The 26810-nt window shown below is 38.9% G+C and carries 19 protein-coding genes; 11 read left to right on the top strand and 8 right to left on the bottom strand.

The window, feature by feature from the left end:
• Positions 1-18: 18 nt before the first annotated feature.
• From gdhA to ACQKII_RS18025, 3 genes are all read left to right on the top strand, one after another.
• Positions 19-1392, top strand: a complete 1374-nt coding sequence (gene gdhA, locus ACQKII_RS18035; protein WP_427461577.1) for an NADP-specific glutamate dehydrogenase — start codon at positions 19-21, stop codon at positions 1390-1392.
• 230 nt (positions 1393-1622) lie between these two features.
• The gene (locus ACQKII_RS18030) at positions 1623-2309 is read left to right on the top strand and encodes a phosphoribosylaminoimidazolesuccinocarboxamide synthase (protein ID WP_427461575.1); all 687 of its coding nucleotides are present in this window, start codon (positions 1623-1625) and stop codon (positions 2307-2309) included.
• A 186-nt stretch (positions 2310-2495) separates the two neighbouring features.
• A complete protein-coding gene (locus ACQKII_RS18025; protein ID WP_427461573.1) occupies positions 2496-3146 on the top strand; it encodes a YIP1 family protein in 651 nt (216 codons plus the stop codon).
• A gap of 628 nt (positions 3147-3774) precedes the next feature.
• Here the strand turns inward: ACQKII_RS18025 and ACQKII_RS18020 are convergent.
• The 3 genes from ACQKII_RS18020 to ACQKII_RS18010 all read right to left on the bottom strand — a co-directional run bounded on the left by ACQKII_RS18020 (position 3775) and on the right by ACQKII_RS18010 (position 8380).
• Positions 3775-5529 (bottom strand): methyl-accepting chemotaxis protein, encoded by a 1755-nt coding sequence (locus ACQKII_RS18020; protein WP_427461571.1) that lies wholly within the window; start codon positions 5527-5529, stop codon positions 3775-3777.
• 309 nt (positions 5530-5838) lie between these two features.
• On the bottom strand, positions 5839-7041 hold the full coding sequence (locus ACQKII_RS18015) for an NAD(P)-dependent malic enzyme (protein WP_427461569.1): 1203 nt from the start codon (positions 7039-7041) through the stop codon (positions 5839-5841).
• A gap of 508 nt (positions 7042-7549) precedes the next feature.
• A complete protein-coding gene (locus ACQKII_RS18010) occupies positions 7550-8380 on the bottom strand; it encodes an MBL fold metallo-hydrolase (protein WP_427461567.1) in 831 nt (276 codons plus the stop codon).
• Positions 8381-8805: 425 nt separating this feature from the next.
• Here ACQKII_RS18010 and ACQKII_RS18005 point away from each other — a divergent pair, with 425 nt between their 5' ends.
• Positions 8806-9420: a TetR/AcrR family transcriptional regulator gene (locus tag ACQKII_RS18005; protein ID WP_427461565.1), complete on the top strand. Its 615-nt coding sequence runs from the start codon at positions 8806-8808 to the stop codon at positions 9418-9420.
• 1044 nt (positions 9421-10464) lie between these two features.
• Here ACQKII_RS18005 and ACQKII_RS18000 read toward each other — a convergent pair.
• The gene (locus ACQKII_RS18000) at positions 10465-11349 is read right to left on the bottom strand and encodes a GNAT family N-acetyltransferase (RefSeq protein WP_427461563.1); all 885 of its coding nucleotides are present in this window, start codon (positions 11347-11349) and stop codon (positions 10465-10467) included.
• Positions 11350-11954: 605 nt separating this feature from the next.
• On the opposite strand from ACQKII_RS18000, the gene ACQKII_RS17995 reads away from it, so the two are divergent.
• Positions 11955-12995, top strand: a complete 1041-nt coding sequence (locus ACQKII_RS17995) for a flavin-containing monooxygenase (protein ID WP_427461561.1) — start codon at positions 11955-11957, stop codon at positions 12993-12995.
• A gap of 803 nt (positions 12996-13798) precedes the next feature.
• On the opposite strand, the gene menE is transcribed toward ACQKII_RS17995, so the two are convergent.
• The 4 genes from menE to ACQKII_RS17975 form a co-directional block, all read right to left on the bottom strand.
• Positions 13799-15298, bottom strand: a complete 1500-nt coding sequence (gene menE / locus ACQKII_RS17990; protein WP_427461559.1) for an o-succinylbenzoate--CoA ligase — start codon at positions 15296-15298, stop codon at positions 13799-13801.
• Positions 15299-15375: 77 nt separating this feature from the next.
• Positions 15376-16965 carry an acyl-CoA dehydrogenase family protein gene (locus tag ACQKII_RS17985; RefSeq protein WP_427461557.1) on the bottom strand — a complete coding sequence of 530 codons (1590 nt, stop codon included), beginning with the start codon at positions 16963-16965 and terminating at the stop codon, positions 15376-15378.
• A gap of 226 nt (positions 16966-17191) precedes the next feature.
• Complete coding sequence (locus ACQKII_RS17980; RefSeq protein ID WP_427461555.1) at positions 17192-18001, bottom strand: sulfurtransferase; 810 nt, start codon at positions 17999-18001, stop codon at positions 17192-17194.
• Positions 18002-18011: 10 nt separating this feature from the next.
• Positions 18012-21623 carry a dynamin family protein gene (locus tag ACQKII_RS17975; protein ID WP_427461553.1) on the bottom strand — a complete coding sequence of 1204 codons (3612 nt, stop codon included), beginning with the start codon at positions 21621-21623 and terminating at the stop codon, positions 18012-18014.
• A 359-nt stretch (positions 21624-21982) separates the two neighbouring features.
• Here ACQKII_RS17975 and ACQKII_RS17970 point away from each other — a divergent pair, with 359 nt between their 5' ends.
• The 6 genes from ACQKII_RS17970 to ACQKII_RS17945 all read left to right on the top strand — a co-directional run bounded on the left by ACQKII_RS17970 (position 21983) and on the right by ACQKII_RS17945 (position 26593).
• The gene (locus ACQKII_RS17970) at positions 21983-22420 is read left to right on the top strand and encodes a DUF4183 domain-containing protein (RefSeq protein ID WP_427461551.1); all 438 of its coding nucleotides are present in this window, start codon (positions 21983-21985) and stop codon (positions 22418-22420) included.
• 33 nt (positions 22421-22453) lie between these two features.
• Positions 22454-22774 (top strand): DUF4183 domain-containing protein, encoded by a 321-nt coding sequence (locus ACQKII_RS17965; RefSeq protein ID WP_427461550.1) that lies wholly within the window; start codon positions 22454-22456, stop codon positions 22772-22774.
• A 574-nt stretch (positions 22775-23348) separates the two neighbouring features.
• The gene (locus ACQKII_RS17960; RefSeq protein ID WP_427461549.1) at positions 23349-23807 is read left to right on the top strand and encodes a chemotaxis protein CheX; all 459 of its coding nucleotides are present in this window, start codon (positions 23349-23351) and stop codon (positions 23805-23807) included.
• Between the two features lie 436 nt (positions 23808-24243).
• Positions 24244-24366 (top strand): hypothetical protein, encoded by a 123-nt coding sequence (locus ACQKII_RS17955; protein WP_369435959.1) that lies wholly within the window; start codon positions 24244-24246, stop codon positions 24364-24366.
• An 87-nt stretch (positions 24367-24453) separates the two neighbouring features.
• Positions 24454-24945, top strand: coding sequence for a cytochrome B5 (locus tag ACQKII_RS17950; protein ID WP_427461547.1), 492 nt, complete (start codon positions 24454-24456; stop codon positions 24943-24945).
• Entirely contained in the window at positions 24932-26593 is a 1662-nt protein-coding gene (locus ACQKII_RS17945) for a b(o/a)3-type cytochrome-c oxidase subunit 1 (RefSeq protein ID WP_427461545.1), read from the top strand. Before ACQKII_RS17950 ends, ACQKII_RS17945 begins: the two co-directional genes overlap by 14 nt.
• Positions 26594-26810: the final 217 nt, after the last annotated feature.

Raw genomic sequence — 26810 nt, 5'->3', positions numbered from 1 at the left:
CATTTGGAGGTTTTCACTATGACAACAACAACTGTAAGCAACGAGCAATTAGCGAAAGAATACGTAGATGGCGTATTCGAACAACTGAAACAACAAAACAGTCATCAAGCGGAGTTCTTACAAGCAGCTGAAGAGATTTTCATCTCATTAGTGCCTGTATTTGCACAACACCCTGAATATATTAAAGCAAATATCTTATCACGTATCGTGGAACCAGATCGCATTATCTCATTCCGCGTAGCTTGGCAAGATGATAACAACCAAGTTCAAGTAAACCGTGGTTATCGTGTGCAGTATAGCAATGTAATGGGCCCATACAAAGGCGGTCTTCGCTTCCACCCTTCCGTAAATGAATCAATCATCAAATTCTTAGGTTTTGAACAAATCTTCAAAAATGCTTTAACTGGCCAACCAATCGGTGGTGGTAAAGGCGGCTCTAACTTCAATCCTAAAGGAAAATCAGACTCAGAAATCATGCGCTTCTGTCAAGCATTCATGACTGAATTATACCGTCATATCGGTCCAGATGTCGATGTTCCTGCTGGTGATATTGGTGTAGGTGCTCGTGAAGTTGGCTATTTATGGGGGCAATACAAACGTTTAACAAAAGCAAGCGAATCAGGTGTATTAACTGGTAAAACTCCTGGTTATGGCGGATCTTTAGCTCGTAAAGAGGCTACTGGTTACGGCACAGTTTATTTTGTAAAAGAAATGCTACAAGATGCAAATGATTCATTCGAGGGCAAAACAGTTGTCGTTTCAGGTTCAGGTAACGTATCAACTTACGCAATCGAAAAAGCGCAGGCATACGGTGCAAAAGTAGTAGCTTGCTCTGACTCTTCAGGCTATGTCCATGATCCAGACGGTTTAGACCTTGATGCGATTAAGGAAATCAAAGAAGTAAAAGGTGAGCGTATCTCAACATACTTAAACTATCGTCCAAATGCTACATTTACAGAAGGTTGCACAGGTATCTGGTCAATTCCATGTGATATCGCCCTGCCATGTGCTACACAAAACGAAATTGACGGTGACGCAGCTCGTACGTTAATCTCAAATGGTGTGAAAGCAATTGGTGAAGGAGCAAACATGCCATCTGACCTTGAAGCAATTAATGAATTCTTAAATGCTGGCGTATTATTCGGCCCTGCGAAAGCAGCAAATGCTGGTGGCGTTGCTGTTTCTGCTCTTGAGATGGCGCAAGATTCAAGCCGTGTATTTTGGTCATTTGAAGAAGTAGATGCTAAACTACACCAAATTATGAAAGACATTTATGCAGATAGTAAAGCGGCTGCTGATAAATACGGCTACCCTGGTAACCTTGTAGTTGGCGCAAATATCGCAGGCTTCGTAAAAGTTGCAAATGGTATGCTATCTGAAGGCGTATATTAAGTACATTCTTTTATTGAACCCTATAGCGGTTGAACACCCCTACTGAAAAAATTTAAATTTTCTTAATTTCACTTAAGATGATAACGATTATTCGTTATCATCTTATTTTTTGATAGATAACAAGTAAAAAAACACAGTAATTATTGTTTAAAACGAACATTTTTTATATTAAACATTTAAAACATTCGTGTTATAATCATAAGGTACTATGAAATATTGGAGGGTTTTTTGTGGAATTATTGTATACAGGTAAAACGAAAAATGTGTTCAAACTAGAAGATGGTCATTACTTATTAAAATTTAAAGATGATGTAACTGGTGAAAACGGCGTATTCGATCCAGGCGCAAATACTGTAGGTTTAACAATTGACGGTGCTGGTCTTGCTGGTCTTCGCTTAACTTCTTATTTCTACTCAAAACTAAACGAACAAGGTATCCCTACTCACTACGTAGATGCAAACTTCGATGATGCTACAATGACTGTAAAACCTGCAACGGTTTTCGGTAAAGGTTTAGAAGTAATTTGCCGCTTTAAGGCTGTAGGATCTTTCTTACGCCGCTATGGTGCTTACGTACAAGAAGGACAAGATTTAGATTCTTTCGTAGAAGTAACAATCAAAGATGACGATCGCCTAGATCCTCCTATTTCTGAAGATGCTTTAGCGATGTTAAACCTGCTAACACACGAAGAATATGCAATCTTAAAGCAACGTACGATTGAAATTTCTAAATTCGTTGGCGCAGAGCTTGCGAAAAAAGGCTTAACACTTTACGATATTAAATTAGAATTTGGTCGCGACGCACAAACAAATGAAATTTTATTGATTGATGAAATTTCAGGGGGCAATATGCGTGCCTACAAAGGCGAACAATACATCGAGCCATTAGAACTTGAAAAAATTATGCTAGCTGAATAAAAAAGCTAAACGGAGCCGCTATTTTGCGGCTCTTTTTATGTTTAACATTAGACTTAGCGCAGACGAAGATGACTGATACAAGTCTAAAGTCATCTTCTTTACTTTTTTATGAAACTTTTCGTCACACCAGTCGTATATTAACTATACGCAACATGCAATTATTCTATTATATTTGGAGGTAGTTTGATGGAAAACTATAATGATACAACGCAAGAAAGGCCAACAGTCAATCCGTTTTTGAATGTATGGATGCATCCAAAACAAACAGCTCGTTACATGATTGATGTTAAATCCATTGGTTTTGCGATTCTTGTATTGTCAATTGGTTATATCGGTTCATTGCTTTCTGGACTTATTGATAGTAATTTTATGCCTGAATTATCCCCTTGGATTATCGCGCTATTTTGTGTAATTATCGCACCGATTGCCGGAATTATCGGTACAGCCTTCTCCGCTTTTATCACTTGGCTATTCGGTAAACTCTTTAAAGGGACGGCGACCTTCTCTGCATTATTTAAAGGAATTAGCTTAAGCGCCATACCGATGATCGTCCTGATTCCTTTTTATTTAATTTGGCTCTTTACTTCACCTGAATCTTTAATGGACGCTAACTTAGCAGGATCAGCACCTTGGATTTTTTGGCCAACAACGTTAGCAACTATAGTTGCTGGTATTTGGTCCTTTGTTATTACTGTCGGCGTTGTAGCGGAAGCACACGAAATTTCAAACTGGAAGGCTTTCTTTACAATCTTTATTCCTTCTTGTATTTTATTCATTATCTTCTTTGTCCTTATTGTAGTTCTCTTTATTGGCCTGATTGGTGTCGGGATGATGTAAAGAAATCGGACTATCTAAAAAGTCCTTCAAACCATAAAGTGAAACTTCAATCAGTGAGGGTTTTCTTCACCCCTACTGATTGTTAGTTGAACCAATCGGGCTTTTACGGTCAGTTGATCGCCCACCTAGTTGACTCGTTCTCTTCTTTCCACTTGAGGTGGGCGTCTTGTACCTGACGCTTCGCTTTCGGAACAGATAAATTACTAACCGTTAATGCGGGATAAAATTCACAACGCTTTTCGCGGGCAAGGTTTATACGCCCGCTGCGTCTCTTGCTCTTGCGTGGCAAATATGACTCGCAGGCGTTTACTCGGATTTTTACCTTTATAGCCAAAAACGAGGCTGGGACAAAACTTTAAATTTTAAGAAAGAGGAGCATAGGCGTTATTAAATTTTTGCTATCTGAAATGAAGAAAAATTTAGACGTTCTTCCTTTTGGAATAAATAAATTTTAGAAGAGAGCACTAGTTGATGGTAGCGAAGGCCACGCCCCCGGAAAGCGTCCGCCGTAGCGGACATCAACGCTTACAGCAAAAAAGTGTTAGATTGACATCAGTCAATCTAACACTTTTTCTCTTTTGTCCCAGCCTCGTTTTTCATATTGACTTTTGTAAATTATTCAAGCGTTCTACAGTTTAAATTGAGCAATTAGCTCGTTCAGTTTCAGTGCTAAATCAGCAAGTTGCGCTGATTTTCCAGCCATCTCTTCCATAGAAGTACTTGCCTGCTCGGTCGTAGCTGTCGTTTGTTCAATTCCTGCTGCTGATTCTTCTGCGACTGCGGCAATTTCCTGAATGGAGCTATTCATTTTTTGACCATCTTCAGCCACAATCGATAAATTCGTGGCAATCAATTTAACGCTTTCTACGACATCCGTGATGGAATGGCTAATGGTATCAAAGGTTTCACTCGTTGCTTTAATTTGATGTGTTCCTTGTTTTACCTCTTTATAGCCATCTTCTAAAGAGCCTGTAACTACATCAAAATCATCTTGGATATTCGTCACAATGCCTGTAATATCATTCACCGAAAAGGCTACTTGTTCAGCAAGTTTTCTGACTTCATCTGCAACAACCGCAAAGCCTTTTCCATGCTCACCAGCTCTTGCTGCCTCAATAGCCGCATTTAAGGCCAATAAATTGGTTTGATTTGCTATATCTTTAATAACAATGACTAATTTCGAAATTTCTTGAGATTGAGCGTCTAAATTTTTCACTTTTTCCACGGCATTTTGGACAATGTTATCGATTTTCGACATTTGTTCATTAGAGGACGCCATTAAATGGCTACCATCATTCGTAAGATTCAACACCTCAACGGATGACTGGTGAATATCCTCGCCATATTTATTTGTTTTATGTAAATCTGAAGTAAAGCTATCCATTAAAGAAGTTAATTCACTCGAATGATGGGCTTGCCCTTCTGCACCAGTAGCTAAATCATGCATCGTCAATGCCACTTGCTCCGTTCCCATTTTTACTTCATTTGCTGACTGTGTTAGCTCATCACTTGAACGAGTAATTAGATCTGAAGCTTGCGAAATCTTGTAAATCATATCTTTAAGTTTGTTCTGCATTTGATTCATTGCACTAGCCAATTTGCCAATTTCATCATCTGATTTGATTTCGATGTTTTCACGAGTTAAGTCACCGTCTGCGAAAAGAACCATCGCCTCCGCTACTTTATTAATTGGCTTAGTCATACTACTTGCATACTTCCAAATAACTAGAATCCCCAAAACAAACGCAATACCAATGACGATTAATGTTAAATTTAATATCTTGTCAGCTGGTTTTTCGAATTCTACAGTATATGTACTTGCACCGATTGTCCAACCCCAATAGGGATCCGTTTTTGCATATACACTTTTCTCTTCTATCGTATCCGTATTAGGCAATGGCCATTCATAAGAGACAAAACCTCCGCCATTATTTCCCTCTTTTATCATTTCTTGAATAAACTTTACACCATTACTGTCAACTTCATCCCACACATTTGCCCCTTCTATATTTGGATTCGCGACTGAAACGCCCTCTTGATCGACAACGAAAATATAACCGTTGTCACCTAGCTTAATATTCTTATTAAGTGGTCTTTTACCCTCAGCCGTTTTTTCACCCAATATCGCTACTTTTACTTTCTCTTGCGCTTCTGCCAATGGAAGCTTTCCTGCCTCGACATCTTTATTTAAAAATTTAATCATTTCAATGGTCATTTCTACGCTGTTTTTTAAATTTTCTTTTCCTACGTCCTCTAAACTCGACTTACTTTGTTGATAGCTTAAAAAGCCTAAAGTCACTAATGGGATAATTAAAAGGATTAATGAAAAAACGATAAGTTTTGTTTTAATGGAACGAAATTTTATAATTGCTTTCAAATTCACTAGTCACACCTTTTATATATATTTTTTTGCGGACGCTAAATCATTTTTCTTATTTAGTATAAATAAATAAAAGTCTTTTTTACTATAATTATACCTCCCTTCAAACAAAATGAGTATTTTTTCTATCAAAATTAATTGACAATTATGACATTATTCTCACTACATTTTATTATACGATTAGACAAAAAACAACATTTTTCGAGTTTTCCACTGTGAAAAACAAAATAAATAGGACAATAATGATGAAACTGCAAAAATAAGAGAGACCATCCTCTTGCTTTGATGGCCTCTCTATTAACGATTTCTCGTTTATACTGTAAGGACTGTCGATTGCTGGAATAGCTCAGATACGCCCGATTCAACAGCTGCCCCACTAACAGCACGCGAAACAATTTCTACAACTCTGCCATCTAGTGATTTCGGTACGATATATTCTTCGTTCAATTCTTCATCGCTTACAAGTGAAGCAATGGCTTCCACTGCCGCTAGCTTCATCGTTTCATTAATATCTGTGGCACGTACATCCAATGCCCCACGGAAAATGCCTGGGAAAGCAAGGACATTATTGATTTGGTTTGGATAGTCTGAACGCCCAGTTCCCATAATACGTACGCCCCAAGCCTTTGCATTGTCATACGTAATTTCTGGATTTGGATTCGCTAGTGCAAAGACAACTGGATTGTCATTCATCGAAGCAATGTGCGCTTCTGTCAGTAAATTTGCAACGGACACGCCGATAAAGACATCTGCCTCTACTAGCGCATCCTCCAACGTACCGTGTAATTTTTGTGGATTTGTTAAATGAGCAACCGCCTCTTTTATCGGATTCATGCCCTCAGCTCGGCCCTCATAAATAAGGCCCTTTGTATCACACATATATACATTTTTATAGCCCATTTGCACAAGAATTCGTAAAATTGCAATGCCCGCTGCACCCGCACCATTAATGACAACCTTCATGGTCTCCACATCTTTTTTCACGATGCGATTCGCGTTAATCATTCCCGCACCCACTACAATTGCCGTTCCATGCTGATCATCGTGAAACACAGGAATATCACATTCCTGACGCAAACGGTCTTCAATTTCAAAACAACGCGGTGCTGAAATATCTTCTAGGTTCACTGCGCCAAATGTTGGGGCAAGCGCCTTCACAATGCTGACGATTTCATCCGTACTCTTCGTATCTAAACAAATTGGAAAAGCATCAACATTGGCAAAACGCTTTAATAAAATAGCCTTTCCTTCCATTACAGGTAACGCAGCTTTCGGTCCAATATCCCCTAAGCCAAGTACTGCCGTACCATCCGATACAATCGCAACCATATTCCCCTTCATCGTATAGTCATAAACTAACGAAGGATTTTTTTCAATCTCGATGCACGGAGCAGCAACACCTGGTGAGTAAGCTAGGCTGAGATCATATGAATCCTGTACCGGCACCTTTGAAATAACCTCTAATTTCCCACTATAATGCGCATGCATATCTAATGCCTTTTTCATAATATCCATTCGACCCCATCCTTTTCCCTTTGAGTTTTCTTTGTATTCCAGAATCATAATACTTTGTGAAAACATAGTCAACGAAAAATTCTGATAATTACATTTTTTCTTTGAAAATACTTGATTCTTTATCGTTAAAAACATTTTTTCATTTTGTTATAACTTTCACAATCAATTATTTTAACATAATTAATACATTGGAAGCCTTTCGTGAAAATGTACTGATAGCGCTTTTTAGCCTGCTCAACTTTTCACATAGTATTTTTCTCGAGTAAATGAGAAGAATTTCACAAACTAATGTAAGCGCATCCATTGTTACAGTTGACTTTGTCACAATTTCTTCATATTTTTTCACAATCATTTTTATTATTGCAGTGAAACCTTTATGCCTCCAATGCGAATTTTTCGTAGTAGCTGCGGCAGATTCTATCACCCTGAGCATCCCTTCGCTTCACCCAAGCGAAATCATAGCTTATTTGCGCAACCCATGCCAAAAACTACGCAAAAAAAAGAGCCCTTAGCGTAAGGACTCTTGCATAAATTGCTTCGTGAAGGCAGTGATAATATGTTTTGAAGACCACTGCTCCCCTGAAGCTTTGGTAATGGGGTAATCGCGACGGAAGATAGCTTTTGTTATTTCATCCACTGAACGGCCTTGGTCATAAAGCTTTCGGACCTCGCCTTCTAATTCTTCTAAGTACGTTATTTTCTCTTGGATTTTCGTGCGACCATCTGCTAAAAAGCCAGCATGACAGCAATATACCGTTTCAAAATCATAGTGTAATATTTTTTTTAACGACGCCAAGGTATGTACGATGTTTTCTTCATCCAGCGCTACCTTGGTTTTCGTTTGTATATATAAATCCCCTGTAAACATGGCACCGGTCGCCCGATTGTAAAACGATAGATGGTCAGTTGTATGTCCAGGTGTCGAGATAATATCCCATGTAGCTGACTTCGTTTGCAATGTGTTACCAAACGGCTGCGCAACAAACGCTGGACGCTCCCCCCACAATGCTTGGCGATACAATGGATACTCCCCATCCTGTGCACAAATGCCTACTGACTCACGATGTACATAGATTGGCACAGTCATATGTTGCTGTATCCATGCTGCATTTCCTGTATGATCTTCATGTGCATGGGTCAACGCTAACTGCTCAATTGGTAAGTCTTTAAAAAATGATTGAAACTCCTGCGACAGCGAGTTAGAGCCTGTATCAATGAGTAAGCCATCCACAAAAAAGCTATATACACTCATGCCGATTCCCTGAACGGCCACCTTACCATGTGCATATTGCACATCACGATTCTCTTCAATTTCAATACTTTTCTCTAGTTTATACACCCTTTCTCCCCCTTTACTCTTTGTAAAAAGAGTGTAGCATAAAATGAATGTCGAGTCATTTTCAGGAGCACTTCACAACAAAAGACTTTTCCACATAAGAGCTGTCCGCGGTTTTTCAGCGCATCTGCGCGTATGTTTGTTTTTAAAGCTTTTTTGCGCCTACCTGCAAAAAAGCTTGTGCATCTACCCCATTGCCCACATAAAAAGCTATTCTGCATAAATTTACTCAAATTGTACGATGGCCTCCGCTTTTCCCTCTTTCGCATGTAGGACGAGTAAAACCTGCACGTAGTCACCCATTCTACTTAATGGCGCTATCTAAAATACCTATCATTTTCTGATAAGCTCCATATTGTATATTTGCCCTATTTTTTATAGAATCTATATAACATGACAGTGAAAAAATGAGAAGGTGCCCACTAATTATGGAAGAAAAAGAAGTTCAAACATTATCCAAGCGTGAACAGAAAAAACATATTAATAGACAAAATATTATTAACGCTGCTATCCAACTATTTAGTTCAAAGCCATTTTCTGAAGTAAGTATGCGGGCTATTGCGAAAGACGCCAATGTTTCGCCTGGACTCATCTATCAATATTTCGATGATCAACAACATCTTTTTATGACAGCCTTTCAAATTGAAAGTACGAAATTATTAAACGCGCTACGGCAAACAATCGAAACACAAGATCAGCAATTGGCAGTACTCGCGAATAAATATGTAGACTATATGTATAGACATGATAATTTATATCAAATGATGACTTATTTTATGTTGGAAAACGACCAGCATGGCAGTGTTTCAGCAGGACTTCGTGACATTACAGATGACTTATTTTCAATTTTTCGCGAAGCTTTAAGCAAACACCTGCCTGAAAAAGAACTAAAAAGTGCTGTTCAGCTGTTTTTTGCTTCCTTAAATGGTATCTTAATCACCTATAAAAACTTGCCCGGTCGATCACAAGAAGCGACTTGGCAGCACATGGAACATTTAGTAGAGGTATTAATAGCGACAATAAAGAGGACCTATCCCAAATAACGATCGGTAATGACTAACAACAGGATAACAAAAAATTTCGCGTCCCTTCAGCGGAAAAAAGAGCACTCATCCAGCTAGAGGGGTCTTATAGTAAAAAAGAAAAGAAGTTCGATTAAGGAACTGTTGAGAAATAATAAGTTATTCCGTTAAAGGGAGCTGAGGTTGGACCAAGTAACGGACTGATTTCAGTCGACCATCCCTCGCTTTCTAAGCACTTGAAAGCGCTGTATTAATGGATTATCAAGCGTATTTTTGAAGTCATTGTAGGCAAATTGAATCGTGCTGCCCATCGCACACTCGACATGCCAAAAACTCTATTGTCTATGGATTCGACAACGATTACTGTTGGAAAATCACGCTTACCCTGGACCTTTTGCCACGGTGAATGTTCAGGAATTAAACTACACGTGAGCCTTACAAATGACACCGCTATGCCCTTAAAGGTCGTCACCGTTAGTCTAATAAGAATTAAACAACTTTATTATTTTTTTAGCACTTTATTATAAATTAAATAACTTTATTTTCATTTAACAACAAACATCCCCTTATTACCCAATAAGAACCACCATGCTATAATTAGCCTAACAAAACAACGTAAAGTCGAGGTGTCCAAAATGAAAATTCTTAAATCAACATAATAATGTTAGTCATAATCCAGGATAAAGTAGAAAACCTCTTCAAACACTATCAAAAATTATAAACAGCATAGTTAGGCGTTAACTCTCAATTTCACGGAATAAATGTTTTTGCTCTTTCGCTTCTAAAAAAACAACTATAGACGTATTCCAGAAAAATAAGGAGAAAACGAAATCGTTTTCTCCTCTTTTTATTTAAAACTCGGCTATGCTTCACGATCATTTGTCATTAACCAATTCACGATTCCTACTATAGGGAATGTAATGAATGCAGTTTGAACTGCAATAATAGGTGCTATACTACTTGTTTTTGACACATAGATAAAACCATAATTTTTTCACGTTCGACACAAAACTCTAAAGCGTAAGCTGTATCCATACTAACTCCAGTATAGATATTTCACTCCAATTAACAATGTGATGTTAACGGCAACATAAAGTTACCCTTTAACAATGACTTTTTCGTTAAGATGAATAAAGCATCATCATCATTTGGCATAATGGTTGCTGTCATGCCCTCGATTGTAAAATCAGGTGTGAAATAAAATACCACTTTTTTCGTTGTTTCCCTTACAATGCTTGCTAATATAGCTTCAACATTTGGTACATCTAACGAAATGATATCGAAAATATGCAGAGTATCTTCTTCTTCCTCCATTAGCACAATCGTTTCTATATCTTCCACAAAGAAAATGGCTTCATGAAATACTACTGTGAAATAAAACATTATTAAACTTTCATTATGCGCAACATCTAAAATCATTGAGTTTACATGGCGTTTCTTCGCAAATTTTTCAAGTAATGCAAGATCATTTTCAATAGTAAGCTGCTTTACTTTCACATCCGTATTCTTTTGAATTGAGCTTTTTGCTAAGTCTAAGCTAAACTCACTTTCATTTAGACGTGTAAAGCCAAACTTCGGGTAAAAATCCAATACAGTATCATTCGCAAATAGATACATGAAATCACAGGTATTTTCGTGTTCTTTCATAATATGTTGCATTAATTGCTTAGCCAAACCTTGATTGCGATAATTTTCATCTGTCATTACTGTACCAATCTGAACCCCTTTATACATTTTACCATCAATAATTATTGACATTTTATTAATTGAAGCATTTGAAATAACCTTACCTTCATCAACAAATGAATACGGTATATATTTGTCATTCCAATACCCTTTGTTGTACCAGCCTCGAAAATCTAGTTTGAATGTTTTCATAGCTAAGGCATTAAAACTCTCCTTTAAGCTTTCATTATTCCGATAATCACTTACTAATTCATATTTTTCCATTTAAATTCCCTCCAATTTTTGTTTCAATCATTTTGGTACATTACATGTATTTATGGGAATTATCACCTCCTAAAAACAGCAAAAGACTTTATGAGAATAAACTCATAAAGTCTTTTTATACGCAAAAAATAAAGTTAACCAGCCTAAAGCTAGTGTTTGCCTTTAGTTGGATTACATAAATTTATTTATCTGCTTATATAGATTAGACATTATATCGCTTTTCTTAGTTATCGCAAAAGGGCATCACAAATAAACCTATAATTAAATTATAGAATAGCCCTCCTATTAAATTCATTGGAATTTAATTTGCGATAATAAGTTTTAGCATAAAAGTCTAATCTCCCTTCTGTTTTCGGATTGTACTCATTTTACCTTACATTATCTTTTTTGTAAATTTTTCTAGCTATATGAGGAACATAACATCTTTATTCAATTAACCTATCCTTAATGTGTGACAAAACATTTTAAAAAAACGCTGATAATAATTGATGAAAACTACTTGACGCGTGAGAAGGAATTGTTATAATGATTGATAATGTATGAATATATGAACAATTGCTCATATATTCATACATTATCTTTAAATAGGAAGTGGAGATGAAGAGATGTTAGATGTTATTGTGATTGGTGCTGGGCAAGCTGGATTAAGTATGGGCTATTACTTGCAACAAGGGGGCTATAATTTTGTCATACTTGATGGAGAAAAAAGAATTGGAGACACATGGAGAAATAGGTATGATTCTTTGATTCTATTTACACCTAAATCATATAGTTCACTGCCAGGGATAAAATTACAAGGAGATGAAAATGCATTGCCTACAAAGGATGAAATCGCGGATTATCTAGAAGCATATGCTAACCGTTTTTTGTTACCAGTGAAAATGGAGACAACTGTACATAAAGTACAAAAACTAAAAAATACATTTGAAGTGTCTACTGATAAGGGGATATTTCTTTCTAAGCATGTTATCATCGCATCTGGTGCTTTTCAGAAACCGTCCATTCCTTCAATTTCCAAAAGGCTTTCACAAGAGCTGTATCAAATTCATTCTTCCCAATATCAATCACCTGAGTTGATTCCAGATGGACCTGTTCTTGTGATTGGAGGAGGAAATTCTGGTACGCAAATTGCGTCTGAACTTGCAGAAAATCGTGAAGTAACTATTGCTATTAGCCATCCATTTAGATTTTTACCACTTAATATCATGGGCAAAAGCATTTTTTACTGGTTAGAAAAGATGGGTCTCTTATATGCAGGAACTGATACAAGGCGCGGATCATGGTTTCGAAAACAAAGTGACCCTATTTTTGGCCTTGAATTAAAGCGTCTGATTCGTAAGGAGAAAATTAATATTAAACCAAGAGTCATACAAACACAGGGAAGGGAAATAACTTTTAGCGATCACAGTAAAAGCAATGTGCAAAATATTATTTGGTCAACAGGGTTTGTTCCTGACTACGAATGGATAGACATAGAGGGAATTTTAGATGCAAATGGTTTTCCCCTTCATAGAAGAGGTGTAAGTCCAATACACGGGCTATATTATATTGGATTACCGTGGCAACATCAAAGAGGATCGGCACTGATTTGTGGAGTAGGAAAAGATGCTGCGTTTTTATATTCGGTTCTGAAAAAGATGATTTAAGTTTTGCAATTTCGCCTTAGCGTAATTGATAATTGCTTATTCCCCCTAAGCTACAAAAAATGAGGCTGGGACAAAAGAGAAAAAGTGTTAGATTGACTGATATCGATCTAACACTTTTTTGCTGTAAGCGTTGATGTCCGCTACGGCGGACGCTTTCCGGGGGCGTGGCCTGAGCCTGTAGTCTCAGGCGTCACGCTAATCCCCCAGGATTCGCCGCCTTCGCTACCATCAACTAGTACTCTCTTCTGAATTTTATTTATTCCAAAAGGAAGAACGTCTAAATTTTTCTTCATTTTTAGATAGCAAAAATTTAATAACGACTTTGCTCCTCTTTCTTAAAATTTAAAGTTATGTCCCAGCCTCTGGTTATTAATGATCAGCTTCATTCTCCTTAAGTTCTTCCAGTAACAAGCTGATTGATTTTTAAATTTGCGCAATATAATCGTTCATCCTCGATTCTAAAGGGGCCTTTTCTTCAATCCCTAGCTTTCTAAGAAGTTCTATTGGAAAACCTATCCGGCCAAGTTCACCTTTCTTACAAGACCTGTGCTTTTCAAAATGTGTAACTCACTTTTAAGCTATAGTAACGCTACTTTCTTTCCCGAAATCGTCCAACTTGCGGTCATCTGTAGCATGTTTGGTTTCACTAACTGAACCTCCGACTACACAAACATTTTATTACGTCTTACATCAAAAGACTCCTTAGACGTATTCATCTGCAAGGTTTGCGGATCGCCCGAGCAAGGGAAGCGAAATTTTTTAGTATCCAAATTTTATTTACATGCTAGAAGCTGGCTCAATCATCATTGCGCTACTGCTTGTTTTAACTGCTGCTTGAGTAACTTTCCAACGGCGTTGCGAGGAAGTTGTTCCACAAAAATGACTTCCTTCACTACTTTATAGGCGGCTAATTTTTCCTTACAAAAGTGAATAATTGCGGTTTCAGTCATGGAAGCTTCTGGTTTTATCACGATATAGGCTCTTGGAATCTCTCCCCACTTTTCATCGGGAACACCAATAACGGCTACATCTGCAACACTCGGATGTGCAGCGAGTACTAATTCTAATTCGGCTGAGTAAATGTTCTCGCCGCCACTAATAATCATATCTTTCATTCGATCGACAACGTACAAATAGCCATCATGATCGATATAGCCAACATCCCCTGTAGAATACCATCCATTTTTTAATACTTTATGGGTAGCTTCCGCATTATCAAAGTAACCGACAAAAACTTGTGGGCCGCGTAAGATTATTTCGCCTACCTGTCCAATTGGTAACGCTTGTTCTGTCTTGACATCAATAATTTTCATTTCACCATGCATAACAGATTTGCCCATCGAGTCAAACTTCTCATTATCCATCTGCTCCTTCCACATCGTAACAGCACCTGTATATTCTGTAATGCCGTACACTTGCTGAACAGGAATGCCTAACTGACGAAAACCGAGAATAAGTGGTGCAGGTACGGAAGAAGCGCCACACGTAATATTACGAATAGAAGAGGCATCAACACTTGCTCCTTCATACGTTTTTAATAAGTAGGCAAGCATTGTAGGCACAGTCATCATCGTCGTAATCTTTTCAAGTTCAATCGTTTTCCAAGCAGTAATCGGTTCAAAAGTCTCCATCAGGACCATTGTACAGCCACACAATACATTCGTAATCAGAGGCGCAATCCCCCCAATATGGAAAAATGGCGCCACCATTAAGAAACGGTCATCCTCCCACCAATCAATTGTTTGTGATAAGCCGATACCAGCCCCAAAAAGATTATGATGTGAAATCATCGCTCCCTTTGGTTTACCCGTAGTTCCAGAAGTGTACATGATCAGTGCCACATCATCATTACTTGCCTTGTATTGTGGTTCTTCAGTATCCTCCTCGAAAATCGCTTGTAAGGAAGGGACTGTATGATTGGAATAAACATAATCTAGCGTTAGTTGCTCCTTTAGGGCACTGATTGCCGGCTCAAAGTCCACATCATGAACTATGAATTTCACTTTACTATGCTCCACAATATATTGCAGTTCCGCTACTTGCAAGCGCCAATTCAGGACAACGGTAATCACCCCAATTTTAGCTGCACCCATTAAGACCGTAATAAAGTCTTCATTATTTTTGCATAATACGGCAATACGATCCCCTTTTGAATAGTCCAGATTTGTTAAATAATTTGCAAAGCCATTCGCTCTTGCGTTCATCTGTTTAAATGTCCAACGCTTGTTTTGATGAACGAATGCTTCCTTGTCCCCCATTAAAACAGCACGATTTTGCAACAACTTCCCAATATTGATGTTCATAATTGCCACCCCTAAACAATTTTTTGTCACCATATGTGAATCATTGATACCCGGTGTACTAGATCTCTTAATGCGTATTAGCATCCGTCAGTACGTGTTAAAATCGGTAAATCTTGTATCTCTTTAATTGTTTGCTCTTGGAATAATGTAAATATTTCTTCCCAAACTTGCTCCCACTTTCGTGCCGCACGTCGATTTTCCGCATTCGGCAATGCTGTTAAATCCTCCTTCATTAACTGGTCAATTTGTTCCACAAAATACTGAACCTCTTGTGCTGAACTAGCTGTTAATATGCTAGAAATTAATGTATCAAGCGAAATTTGCTTGCGCATTTTCATGATATCTCGATAAATTTGCGCTAGTAACACGTTGCGCGGTCCTTCCCATAATTCATTTACCAAGCTATCTCTAAACAGTCTAGGAATAGCCGAGAAGTCTTCAATAGCGCCGTGTCCACCAAAAATAGAGATCGCCAAACGTAGCTTATCAACCGCTTCTTTTGACGCAAAGATTTTCTGCAATAAAATTAATTCACGGACAACGTAAGCCTCTGTTGAATGAGGATTTTGTTGTGTTCGATTAAAGGCTTCATAAATGAAAAATGCCGTTCCAACGATGCGTTTTGCTGCATGTTCTAAATCTTCAAGCTGAGCAGCAGCCATAGGGAATTCATCGATTTGTCGATCGAATACCGTTCTAAAGCGCGCATATAACTTGGCCTCACGTGCCGCCCTCATCAAGAAAGCGCCACTTGCAAATCCAATATCCAGTCTTGAACGTGTTAATACAATACGAACTGCCAAAGCTACACCACGATTTTGAGGACCAATGCGATAAGCGATTGCCCCCTGATAATCAATTTCCGCTGAGGGCAATTCTGCAGTCCCTATTTTCCATTTTAAACGATTAATGACATGATGATTTCGCTTCTCTCTCGCCTTATCTCCCTCCAACCATGTTGGCACAACGAAAACCGCAACATCATCTGTATCTTCAATACGCGCAGTCACTACGGAATAATCGGCATGCACAGCGGAACAGAAAAATTTATTGCCAAATAATCGATAATGATGTCCTTCTGGCTTCGCCATTAAAATATTGGCCGGAATATTGGACCCGCCTTGAATTTCTGACATATACTGTGCCCCAATAGCGAAATTCCCATCGATTCCTTCTGTGACATGCTGATAAATATTTTGTATGTCAGCGGGGGCATCATCCAAGAAATGCTCCATTAATGAAACCAGCCCGTCCGTACATGCCAACGGGCAAGTTATGCCTGCCTCACCATTGCCGTGTAAAAAATATCGTTTGACAATGCCTTCATTTTTTATTTGTTGACTTGAGAACAAACCGTAGCCAAAAATCTCCCGTTCCATTTGTTGCATCTCATGTGGCCGTACAATGCGATCAATTCGTTCATTATACGCATTAAAATGCCTGACTTTAGGCTGATTTTCGGGACGTGCATTTTCAGCAGCTATACTGCGCCAATCGGTTGTTAATTTTTGCACAAACGGTTCTAGCCTTGGCAGCATTTCATCCCATGTGCCATCGCAAAATTGTTGTAATACCTGCTGTAAGAATGGGTTATCCAAATCATTCAATTGATCTCTTTCGCGGGTAAATTCTCGAAAACTATATGTTTTTTCTGTAACACGCTCCAAAACAACACCCCATTTACTAAATTTTAAAAATATTTTAACACCATAAACAGACAAAGTAAACACCGTTTATTTTTATGTAGAGATGAATGTTTTCCGCCCTATCCGTCACTTTGCCAGTTCTATCCGCCACTTTCACGATTCTATCCGTCACTTTGCCGGTTCTATCCGCCACCTGCTACCTACAACAAAAAAACGCCCACCGAAGTGAGCGTTGCTTGTCTATTCGTTATTCATTTGTTCCTTTTTCTACATCGTACGTTGTAATCCAGTCGCTATAGCTGCCAGTATACAGTCGTATATTTTCATAGCCTTCATCCGCTAACACAGCATACAAGGGGGAGGCTGTGACACCACTGCCACAGTACACAACCACTTGCTCGTCACGTGCAACCTTCGCACGTAGCTTATCATTTGCTTGTAATGTACCTTCCGACTTCAACTGCTCCCAGTCAAAGTTTTTAGCAGTTGGAATATGCCCTGCTACCTGATCAAGGGGCTCTACTTCCCCACGATAACGAGCTGCGGCACGTGCATCTAACAGTGTCGCTTCAACGTCTCCGTCAACAATGGCTTTCACTGCCTCACGTGGTGCATACAACTGATCCTGCCAATTAAATTCAATGATAGTAGGTGGATATTTCACAATGTCCTTCGTAAATGTAACTTTCTGCTCTAGAGCTGCTACACCGCCGTTGACAATGACAACATTTGGGAAGCCCGCATACGTTAGCATCCACCAAGCGCGCGGTGCAAATGGCGATGCGCCTTGATCATAGACGACAATGTGGTCTTCATATTGTAAACCTAGCCCTTGAAAAACGGACGCTAGCTTGTCCTTACTTGGCATCGGATGACGACCATTACTACTCTCCATATCCGATAAATCCTGCTCTAAGTCCACAAAAATCGCACCAGGAGCATGCCCTTCTTCAAATAAAAGTTTGCCTGTTTCTTTGTTCTGCAAATCAAAGCGTGTATCCACAAAACGGACGCCATCAAGCTGAATTTCCTCAACTGTTTTGAATACTTTTCCCATTCGAATCACCTCATGCGTATTGTAATTGTGCGTAAATTGATTTCCATGATGCTAAACGGCTTTCCTCTTGGAGTACAAGTCGCTCTGTCGCAATTTGTTCTAATGCCTGATGGTAAATATGCAGTCGTAATCGCTCTGCTTCCTCACCAATATAAGTAATTGCCCATGTCATAAGCGAAACCTTTTGGCCATCTAAATAGTTTTGTGCATCTGGCTTTGTTAATGCTTCCAGCGCTTCACTAAGCTTCATTTTTTCATTCTTCTCAAAGAAAGCTTTTTGATTGCGGAAGTGCGACTTCACGCCTGTATATTTCGCTACTTCTGCAAAAGGTCCTTCAAAGTTGAGTAAATCGGGCTCAGAAGAATCAAAGGCTAAAAACGAGAAGCTACGGTTCATTTCTTTTAGCTCACGTACTTCATCTTTAAAACGTAATTGCATCTTCTTGCTGATAAACTGCGATAAACGGAAGTTCGTCACACGCATTTCCTGTGTAAAGTCAAAACGTAAACTTTGCAGTACTTCTTTTAAAGCATGCTCTAATGCTTGCTGTGCTGGCATCGCCGCAAAGGTTGACGGATTGTAGCCTTCCTTAAAGAATTCTGGGTAACGATAGAATACACGTTGTAAGACGTAATACAGTAATTCATCTAATTCCTGCTTCGTTTCACTTGCCATCATGCTTGTATTCAACGCACTAAATTTCGATTTGATGAGCTGTTCGAGTGTTGTCAACTCGGCTAATCGTTCATCCTTACGCTTTAAGTTATCTTCTGTTTGCGCAATTAAATCCCCTAGACGTTGCTCCGTTTTGTCGACTTCTTCTGCAAGTGCCTGCACGGCCAATGCACTCAGTTCATCATGTAAGAATGTATGGAAGTTCTCCTCAAATGGTGGCATGCCTGATGCAAAATCAGCGCCCTCAACCTTTTCCTTCAAGGCCATTAAGCTTGATACGCCATAGAGACGCGGGAAACGAATGCCAAAGCGTTGTAGCTCTGAACGTACATAGCCTTTTACATCTTCCTGTTCTTCTTCTGTTGTCGCCAAATCAATCGCATTGACGATAAAGAACATCTTATCGAGCTCAAAGGCATCTTTCACACGCCCTAACTGGATTAAAAATTCACGGTCAGCTTTCGCAAAGGCATGATTATAGTACGTAATAAATAGAATGGCATCTGCATTCCGAATATATTCAAAGGCAACGCCTGTATGACGTGCATTAATCGAATCTGCTCCTGGCGTATCGACTAATGTCACACCCATACGTGTTAATGGGCTATCATAATAGAAATCGATATTATCGACAAAGCAAGATTTGTTTTCTTGCGCAACAAATTTCTCAAATTCTTCTCGTTCAACACGTAAGACTTTGCCAAGTTCAGCTTTGAATATTGGATAGCCTTCCTTGTAGGCACGAATAAATGATTTATGCACATTTAGACGTTCATCTGACAGCTGCACGGCAAGTCCTTCATCTGCACGATTAAGCGCTTCATCTAATGAAGATATCGATAAACCAATTGCTGCATAAGAGCTCTGAATATCCTCTAACATTTGTTCGGCTGTTTTTAACTGGACATCTGCCGTTTCATGTGGATGCACTGGTGTCACTGGGCGAATTTTATTGATGGCTGCTGTTGTTGGATTTGGCGATACAGGTAAAACCTTTGCCCCCATCAATGCATTTGAGAACGATGATTTCCCCGCACTAAACGCACCGAATAACGCAATGGTGAAATCCTTTTTCTGTAATCGTTCCACTTTATTTTCTAAATAACTTGCCACTTCCGCAAAGCCCTGTACCTCTTTTACTGCATTCGCTGTATGAAGTGCACGTGTAATAACACCATCAATTGGTAGGCTAGTCGCGCTAACGACTTGCTGTATTTCTTCTTCCTGAACAATCGCATCTTTTGGTTTTAACATGGACTCGTCAAATAATCGAATTTCGGCTAATGCCTGTTCAAAAGCTTTTTCCCAGAAAGCAAGCTGGTTATTCGCTTCCTTACGAATTTCATTGCTTGCCTGATGCATGACGCTCGCACTATATTGTTGGTAGCCTTCAATTTCTAACACCGCGTTGATGGCGTCTACTTTATCTTGCATACTAGCCATTTTTAATTTGGAAGGTGCGGCTGTTTCTGTTGCTTGCGTTTCTAAAGTTGTTGCTTGCGCATCTTTCCATTTATCTGTTTCCTGAATATAATAGCGTCTTGTTGCTTCTGCTACACGATTAGCAAAATTCAACACAGCATCTCCAGTTAAGAGAGCACCGATTTGCACTTGTTGTTCAATAAGCGAGAATGGCAAATCAAACACATAGGCATCTATAGCACCCGCGCGCTCTTCACTTAAGGCCCCAACATCCTTTAACGCCTTTTTCATCAGCCCTTTTAAATGGCCTGTTACTTGCGCTTGTACGACTGTTTGATAGCTGTTAAAGGCATCCTCTTTGCGACGATTACGCTCTTCCTCTGTTTTTTTCTTGGCAGAAAATAAGCCACCTACCTTAAAGCCTTCCTGCTTACTTTCTAGATAAAGGCGTAATTTGTCACGTAAATCAGCAGGCATAATGGCTGCATTCGCAAGTAACTCCTTGCGTGCTTCTTCAAACGTTTCATTCCATGCTTCGATTGAGAATAATTCAACCTGACGATTCAGCTTATTGTATTGCTCTAAAATATCCTGATGATTTGCCCAGTCATCGGCACTTAAAACGTCTTCATCTATTGCTACACGATCTTGTCTTTCTTCTATTAAATAATTGTCATGCTCGCTTTGCAATAAACGCAGCGTATTTGTAGCTGTTTGCACAAGCTGATCCTGCCAATCATTCATACTATCCATTACGATTTTCTTGACCGCTTTAAAATCATTATTTGGATGCTCGGGCTCTCGCAAAGACGTGAAAAATACGCCCTTTGGCTCAACGCCCCATGCAGAAAACGAATGATGGACAGTAGCCTTAAACTCCGCAAAGCTTAATTCATTTTCCTTATGCTTATCAATCATATTGACAATTAAATAAACGTTTGGATTGTATTTCATTAATTGTTTCGTAAACTGAAAGTTCAACTCTGATTGAACGTGATTGTAGTCCATTGTATAAAATACAATATCAGCAATATGAAGGGCTGATTCTGTAGACATACGGTGGGCATCATCTGTCGAGTCAACGCCTGGTGTATCCATCACTGTTACACCAACTGGTAATGTCGAAGTGCTATGGCCAATTTCAATCTGCGAAACCAAATCACCATTCTTACTTAGCTCTTTTACCGTTTTAAAATCATACCCTGCTTCAAATTTTATGGGTTTTTCATTGTGCATATAGACAATCGCAAAATCCTCATCCGATTTATGGACCTTTACGATATTAGCACTCGTTGGAATGGGACTTGAAGCCAGTAAATCTTCGCCGGATAATGCATTAATCATGCTCGATTTACCTGCTGAGAAATGGCCAGCAAAGCCAATCACATATTCCTTCTGCTGCAATTTCCGTGCAAAAAGCGAAGTCTTCTCCATACGTTCTGTATCACCGTTATGCTGATAGATTATGTATTGTAACGAAGCTTGCTTTAAAAGCCCCTCAAGTTGTTGATCAAATTCTTTCATAAAAACAGTAACTCCTTTACCCTTTAATTATTCATATTTAGTATTCTACCTTATTCGACATTTAAAGTATAACACTAATTTACTTTAAAAAGCATATATATCAAGGTTTCAGACGCAATATTCGTCTTTCCTTCCATACAAGATAATGCTTAGAAAAGTACAATTTGGCAGGTAAATCTTTAAAATTTGGATGCACAACCAATTAAAAAAGAGTTTCCAACATATTTTAAGTTAATGCATATTTTTGTTCGATAGATTTATTGGCGCATTCAAGACAGATGATCCCCGCCCTTTCAGGACATCACTTCAAGGAACCAATACTTTGTTGTGCTTTTATATAGAGGGAGGAAGTTCAACCTATGGAAAAACAAAAAAGACAGATGAAAATCGTGCGAGAGTTAGTAGAACATCATTGCGAAGATAGAATGCCATGCATGCAACGTATAAGGGTGAGTTCTACATGCGTGGGCCCCCCTCCTCCTTCGCCAGTGATTCCTGCTGAAGGTGGGATTATCCCAACGATCAATAGATATTTTTATATTCTAGGCGAAGATATTGATTTAACAAATGGCGTAACGATTCCTGCAAATTTATTTTTTGGCGATGATGGCAATCAAGTGACTGCATTTATGATTTTCAGCCCAAATGGATACGTTAACCTTTACATTAACGCCGTCATGCAAGAAGGAGGGATTTACACCGTAACGACAGATTCTTTAACATTAAATCCTTATGCTACAACAATTTTTGCTGGTACGCCGATTATAGTGGAGTCCCTTGGGTTCTCAACTGCATAACTTGCAGCCACTCGCATGAAAGGAGGTGAAAAAATGGCACTTTCCATCATCAATATTAATGTAAACGTGACTGGCTCTTCGACCAGATTTTTCAATATATTGCCAACAACTTTAACAGTCGCTGACGGTACTACGATCCCTGTAGCTGCCTTTCTAGATGACAGTGGGGTTGCTGCAGCTGCTTTTCCAATCGTAACGAATGGTTACTACAATTTTTATGTAAATGGTGTCTTACAAGAGGGGGATTCGTATACAATTTCTGCAACCGCGTTAACCTTTAACACAGTTACAGGCACTATTTCTGCTGGAACACCATTGGTTGTAGAGGCTGTAGAATTAGTGACAACAACTTAACGAAGCTACTTCCTAGAAGGTTAGGCTCGGCATAATGGTACGCACAATGAACAACTCTTTAAACACACCAGTCATTGCCTATGATGAAAAATGGACTTTCCATTCACTCGTCACTTGATATCCCGTCGCAAGCATGAATGAGAAAGTTCGTCCAGCCTTCTGTTTCGTCAGTCTTCCCCATAAATGATGACTACAGGGATACTAGACGATCTGAGTGGAAGATTGCCCTCTTTCACTGCCCTTCATAAAAAAAGGATGCCCTAAAAGTCCTAGGCATCCTTTTTTCTTATTTTATATGTGCAGTCGCTTGTTTCATAACATATTTCCCCACTCCAATATAGATAGCCACCGTTACTCCTATAAATACGAATGTCATTGCTGACCGCTCCTTTTCTTCTATATATTTTAGGTTAAAGCCTTATTTCACATAAATGCTTTCGCTCTATCTTATTGACTTTGAAAATCATTCTCACTAATATAATATAAATTTCATCCTATTTCGTCAAGACATACTTTCATCTTACCCTTTTAACATGGTAAGATGTAGAAAAGTCGGAAAAAGGATGCGGTAATGATGAGTAATTCGAAGTACTTTCAAACTATTTTAAACGGGACAATCCATGCGTTAAAATCAATCCTACCTATGGACATCCAGGTGAAATCACCAAGTATTATTTCTGAACCCTTTCAGCAGCAACAAATGGGCGTATTAATTGGGCTTATTGGCGATTTAAAGGGCCGTGTTATCATTGATTCCACTCCTGAGATCTTTAGTGGCATCGGTAACACTATGTTTGGTATGCCACTTGAAGGAGAAATGTTAGAATCCTTTACAGGTGAATTTGGGAACATGATCGCGGGTAATTTATGTACGGCTGTCGGACAAGAAAATGTCGAGATTGATATTACACCACCAACTGTGATGGTGGGAAACACGAAATTATATGGGTTTGAAAAAGCCTTTGTACTCCCAGTTATAATTCCAGACGTTGGTGCACTGACGGTTCTATTAACAATTGAAGAAGAACAATAAATAACTAGACGCTTGTGTAGCAAACGATACATCTTATGCCTTGGCATCAAGCGTTTATGAATAAACTTCGACATTCGCACAATTAGGAGGGCAGTCCCAAGTGATACATATCTCACTTGGGACTGTCCTCTTATGTTTGTACAAGCTACTGTTGAATAATCACAATGTTGAGCCTACACTATGAATCGTTGAGCTATGCATTGGGTCACATTACCTATAAAGACAACCTTAACTTTACATAGAAAAAATTTGACATGAATGACTACTAAACTGTCTTTCTACCTACTTTAGGAGCGTTTTCTTTTTATTCCCCCTACATTTCACATTTTTTTCACACATTACCCTAGAATGTGTGATTTTTTTCACATCAAAACGACATAAATTTCTATATGATGACATTAAGAAAGTCACTATGAAGGCGTAGGAGGGAGCAACAATGGCAAATAAAAAGAAGTCAGAAGATAATTTAAAAGGTTCACTCTATGCAGTATTTGGAGTCGGCATCGTTATTATTTTACTTTGGGTGTACTGCTTCAATTTATTTATCGACCGTTTTTAACTGAACGCAGTAAACGCTGTGAAGATTTACAAGTGTTTAGCTGCAACGGGATAAATATTTTATTATAGAAAGAAGGGACAGAGATATATGCACTTACATAAGTATGAGAAATATTGGCTAGTGTTTGGCGTCACTACTTTAGTGGCATTCCTCGTTATACTCGGCATTGGTGCATTCCATCAAGGCTCACATCCGAACAACGGTAAAAAAACATTGGATTACGAGAAAGCAAAAGAAATTGCGCCATTCGATAACCCCGGCGTCCATAAAGTAGAGGGCAAGGATTGGGATTATGAAGTTGTTGTTTTAGCTTCTGCGTTCTATTACAATCCCCCTGTAATCGAAGTTCCGCTTGGAGCAAAAGTGAAATTCATCGGTACAAGTGAAGATGTCATGCACGGCTTTGAGGTTGCAGGTACAAATATTAACATGATGCTTGAGCCTGGCTATATTTCCGAATATGTGACAGAAGTAAATAAAGTAGGCGAGTTTTTAATCGTATGTAATGAGTACTGTGGTACAGGGCATACGATGATGCACTCTATGTTAAAGGTGGTGGATCCAAATGAGTCTGAATAATAATTTGACAAAGGTGGATCGTCGTGATGCGAAGCTCGCGATGGCGCATATTTATGTCGCATTTATCGCATTATTATTAGGTGGTCTTGCAGGTTTATTGCAAGTGTTTGTCCGTTCTGGTCAATTCACGTTACCAGCAGGTATTGGTTATTATCAAGTTTTAACAGTACATGGTATCTTACTCGGTCTTATTTTAACAACGTACTTTATTTTCGGTTTCCAAATTGCCAGTGTAAGTCGTACTTCCGGTACATTCTCAGCTACTCAACGTCGCCTTGGTTGGATTGGTTTCTGGCTAATGACGATTGGTACAGCAGCTGCAGCAACAATGGTTTTACTGAATAAAGCAACCGTTCTATATACTTTCTATGCCCCACTCCAAGCACACTGGATTTTCTATTTAGGCTTAACTTTAGTCGTTGTAGGTTCTTGGGTTGGCGGTGCAGGACAAATTTTACGTTATGCACAATGGCGTAAAGAAAATAAAGGTAGCGGTCAACCGGGTCCACTTCTGTCCTTTATGGTGGTTGTCAACAATTTGATGTGGTTTGTTGCAACACTAGGGGTAGCCGTTTCTGTCCTATTCCAGTTACTACCTTGGTCATTAGGTTTCATCGAGCGTGTTGATGTTGCCTTATCTCGTACATTATTCTGGTATTTCGGGCATGCCCTTGTATACTTCTGGTTACTACCAGCTTATATGGTATGGTATACGATGATTCCAAAGATTATTGGCGGGAAAATTTTCTCTGATTCTCTAGCTAGACTTTCATTCATTCTTTTCTTATTATTCTCTGTACCAGTTGGAATTCATCACCAATTAACAGAACCAGGTATTGATGGTACATGGAAATTCATTCAAGTTGTTTTAACATTTGCGGTTATCGTCCCATCCTTAATGACAGCCTTCTCCATGTTCGCAATGTTTGAATTACGCGGTCGTGAATTAGGTGGTAAAGGTCTGTTCGGTTGGTTCAGAAAATTACCGTGGAAAGATGTACGTTTCTTTGTACCATTTATCGGTATGGTATCCTTTATTCCTGGCGGTGCTGGCGGGATCGTTAATGCTTCTTATCAAATGAACCAATTAATCCATAACACCATTTGGGTAACAGGACATTTCCATTTAACAATCGCTACGGCTGTCGTGTTAACTTACTTCGGTGCGGCTTTCTGGTTAATTCCGCATTTAACAGGTCGTACGCTCACAAAATCATTAAACAATCTAGGTAACTTTGCAGGGATATTATGGGCAGTTGGTATGACAATTATGTCTTCTGCTATGCATATCGCAGGTCTGATCGGTGCACCACGTCGTTCAGATTACTCCGAATACGGTGGCGCCCAACAAGCATATGATTGGATTCCTTATCAAATTGCGCAAGCAGTTGGTGGTACAATTCTGTTCATCGCCATTCTAGTAATCATGTATATCGTTGTAAAACTAGCTTGGTTCGCTCCAAAAGGTGAAGAAGAGTTCCCAGTGAGTGAAGTACATGAGCACAGTGGTCATACACCAGCCATTTTAGAAAACTTCAAACTATGGATCGTTATTTTAGTGGCATTAATTTTATTTGCATACACTATTCCACTAATAGATATTATTTCTAACGCACCACCTGGCTCAAAAGGCTATAAGCTTTGGTAACACATGCATCTTCATTTAAAGAAGCGGCTGGGACAATACTTTAAATTTTAAGAAAGAGGAGCATAGGCGTTATTAAATTTTTGCTATCTAAAATGAAGAAAAATTTAGACGTTCTTCCTTTTGGAATAAAAAAAATTTAGAAGAGAGCACTAGTTGATGGCAGCGAAGGCGACTCCTGTGGGATTAGCGTGACGCCTGAGACTACAGGATCAGGCCA

This window comes from Lysinibacillus sp. NPDC048646 (assembly GCF_050272295.1).
Classification (GTDB): domain Bacteria; phylum Bacillota; class Bacilli; order Bacillales_A; family Planococcaceae; genus Lysinibacillus.
This window is presented reverse-complemented; position numbering and strand designations above follow the sequence as displayed.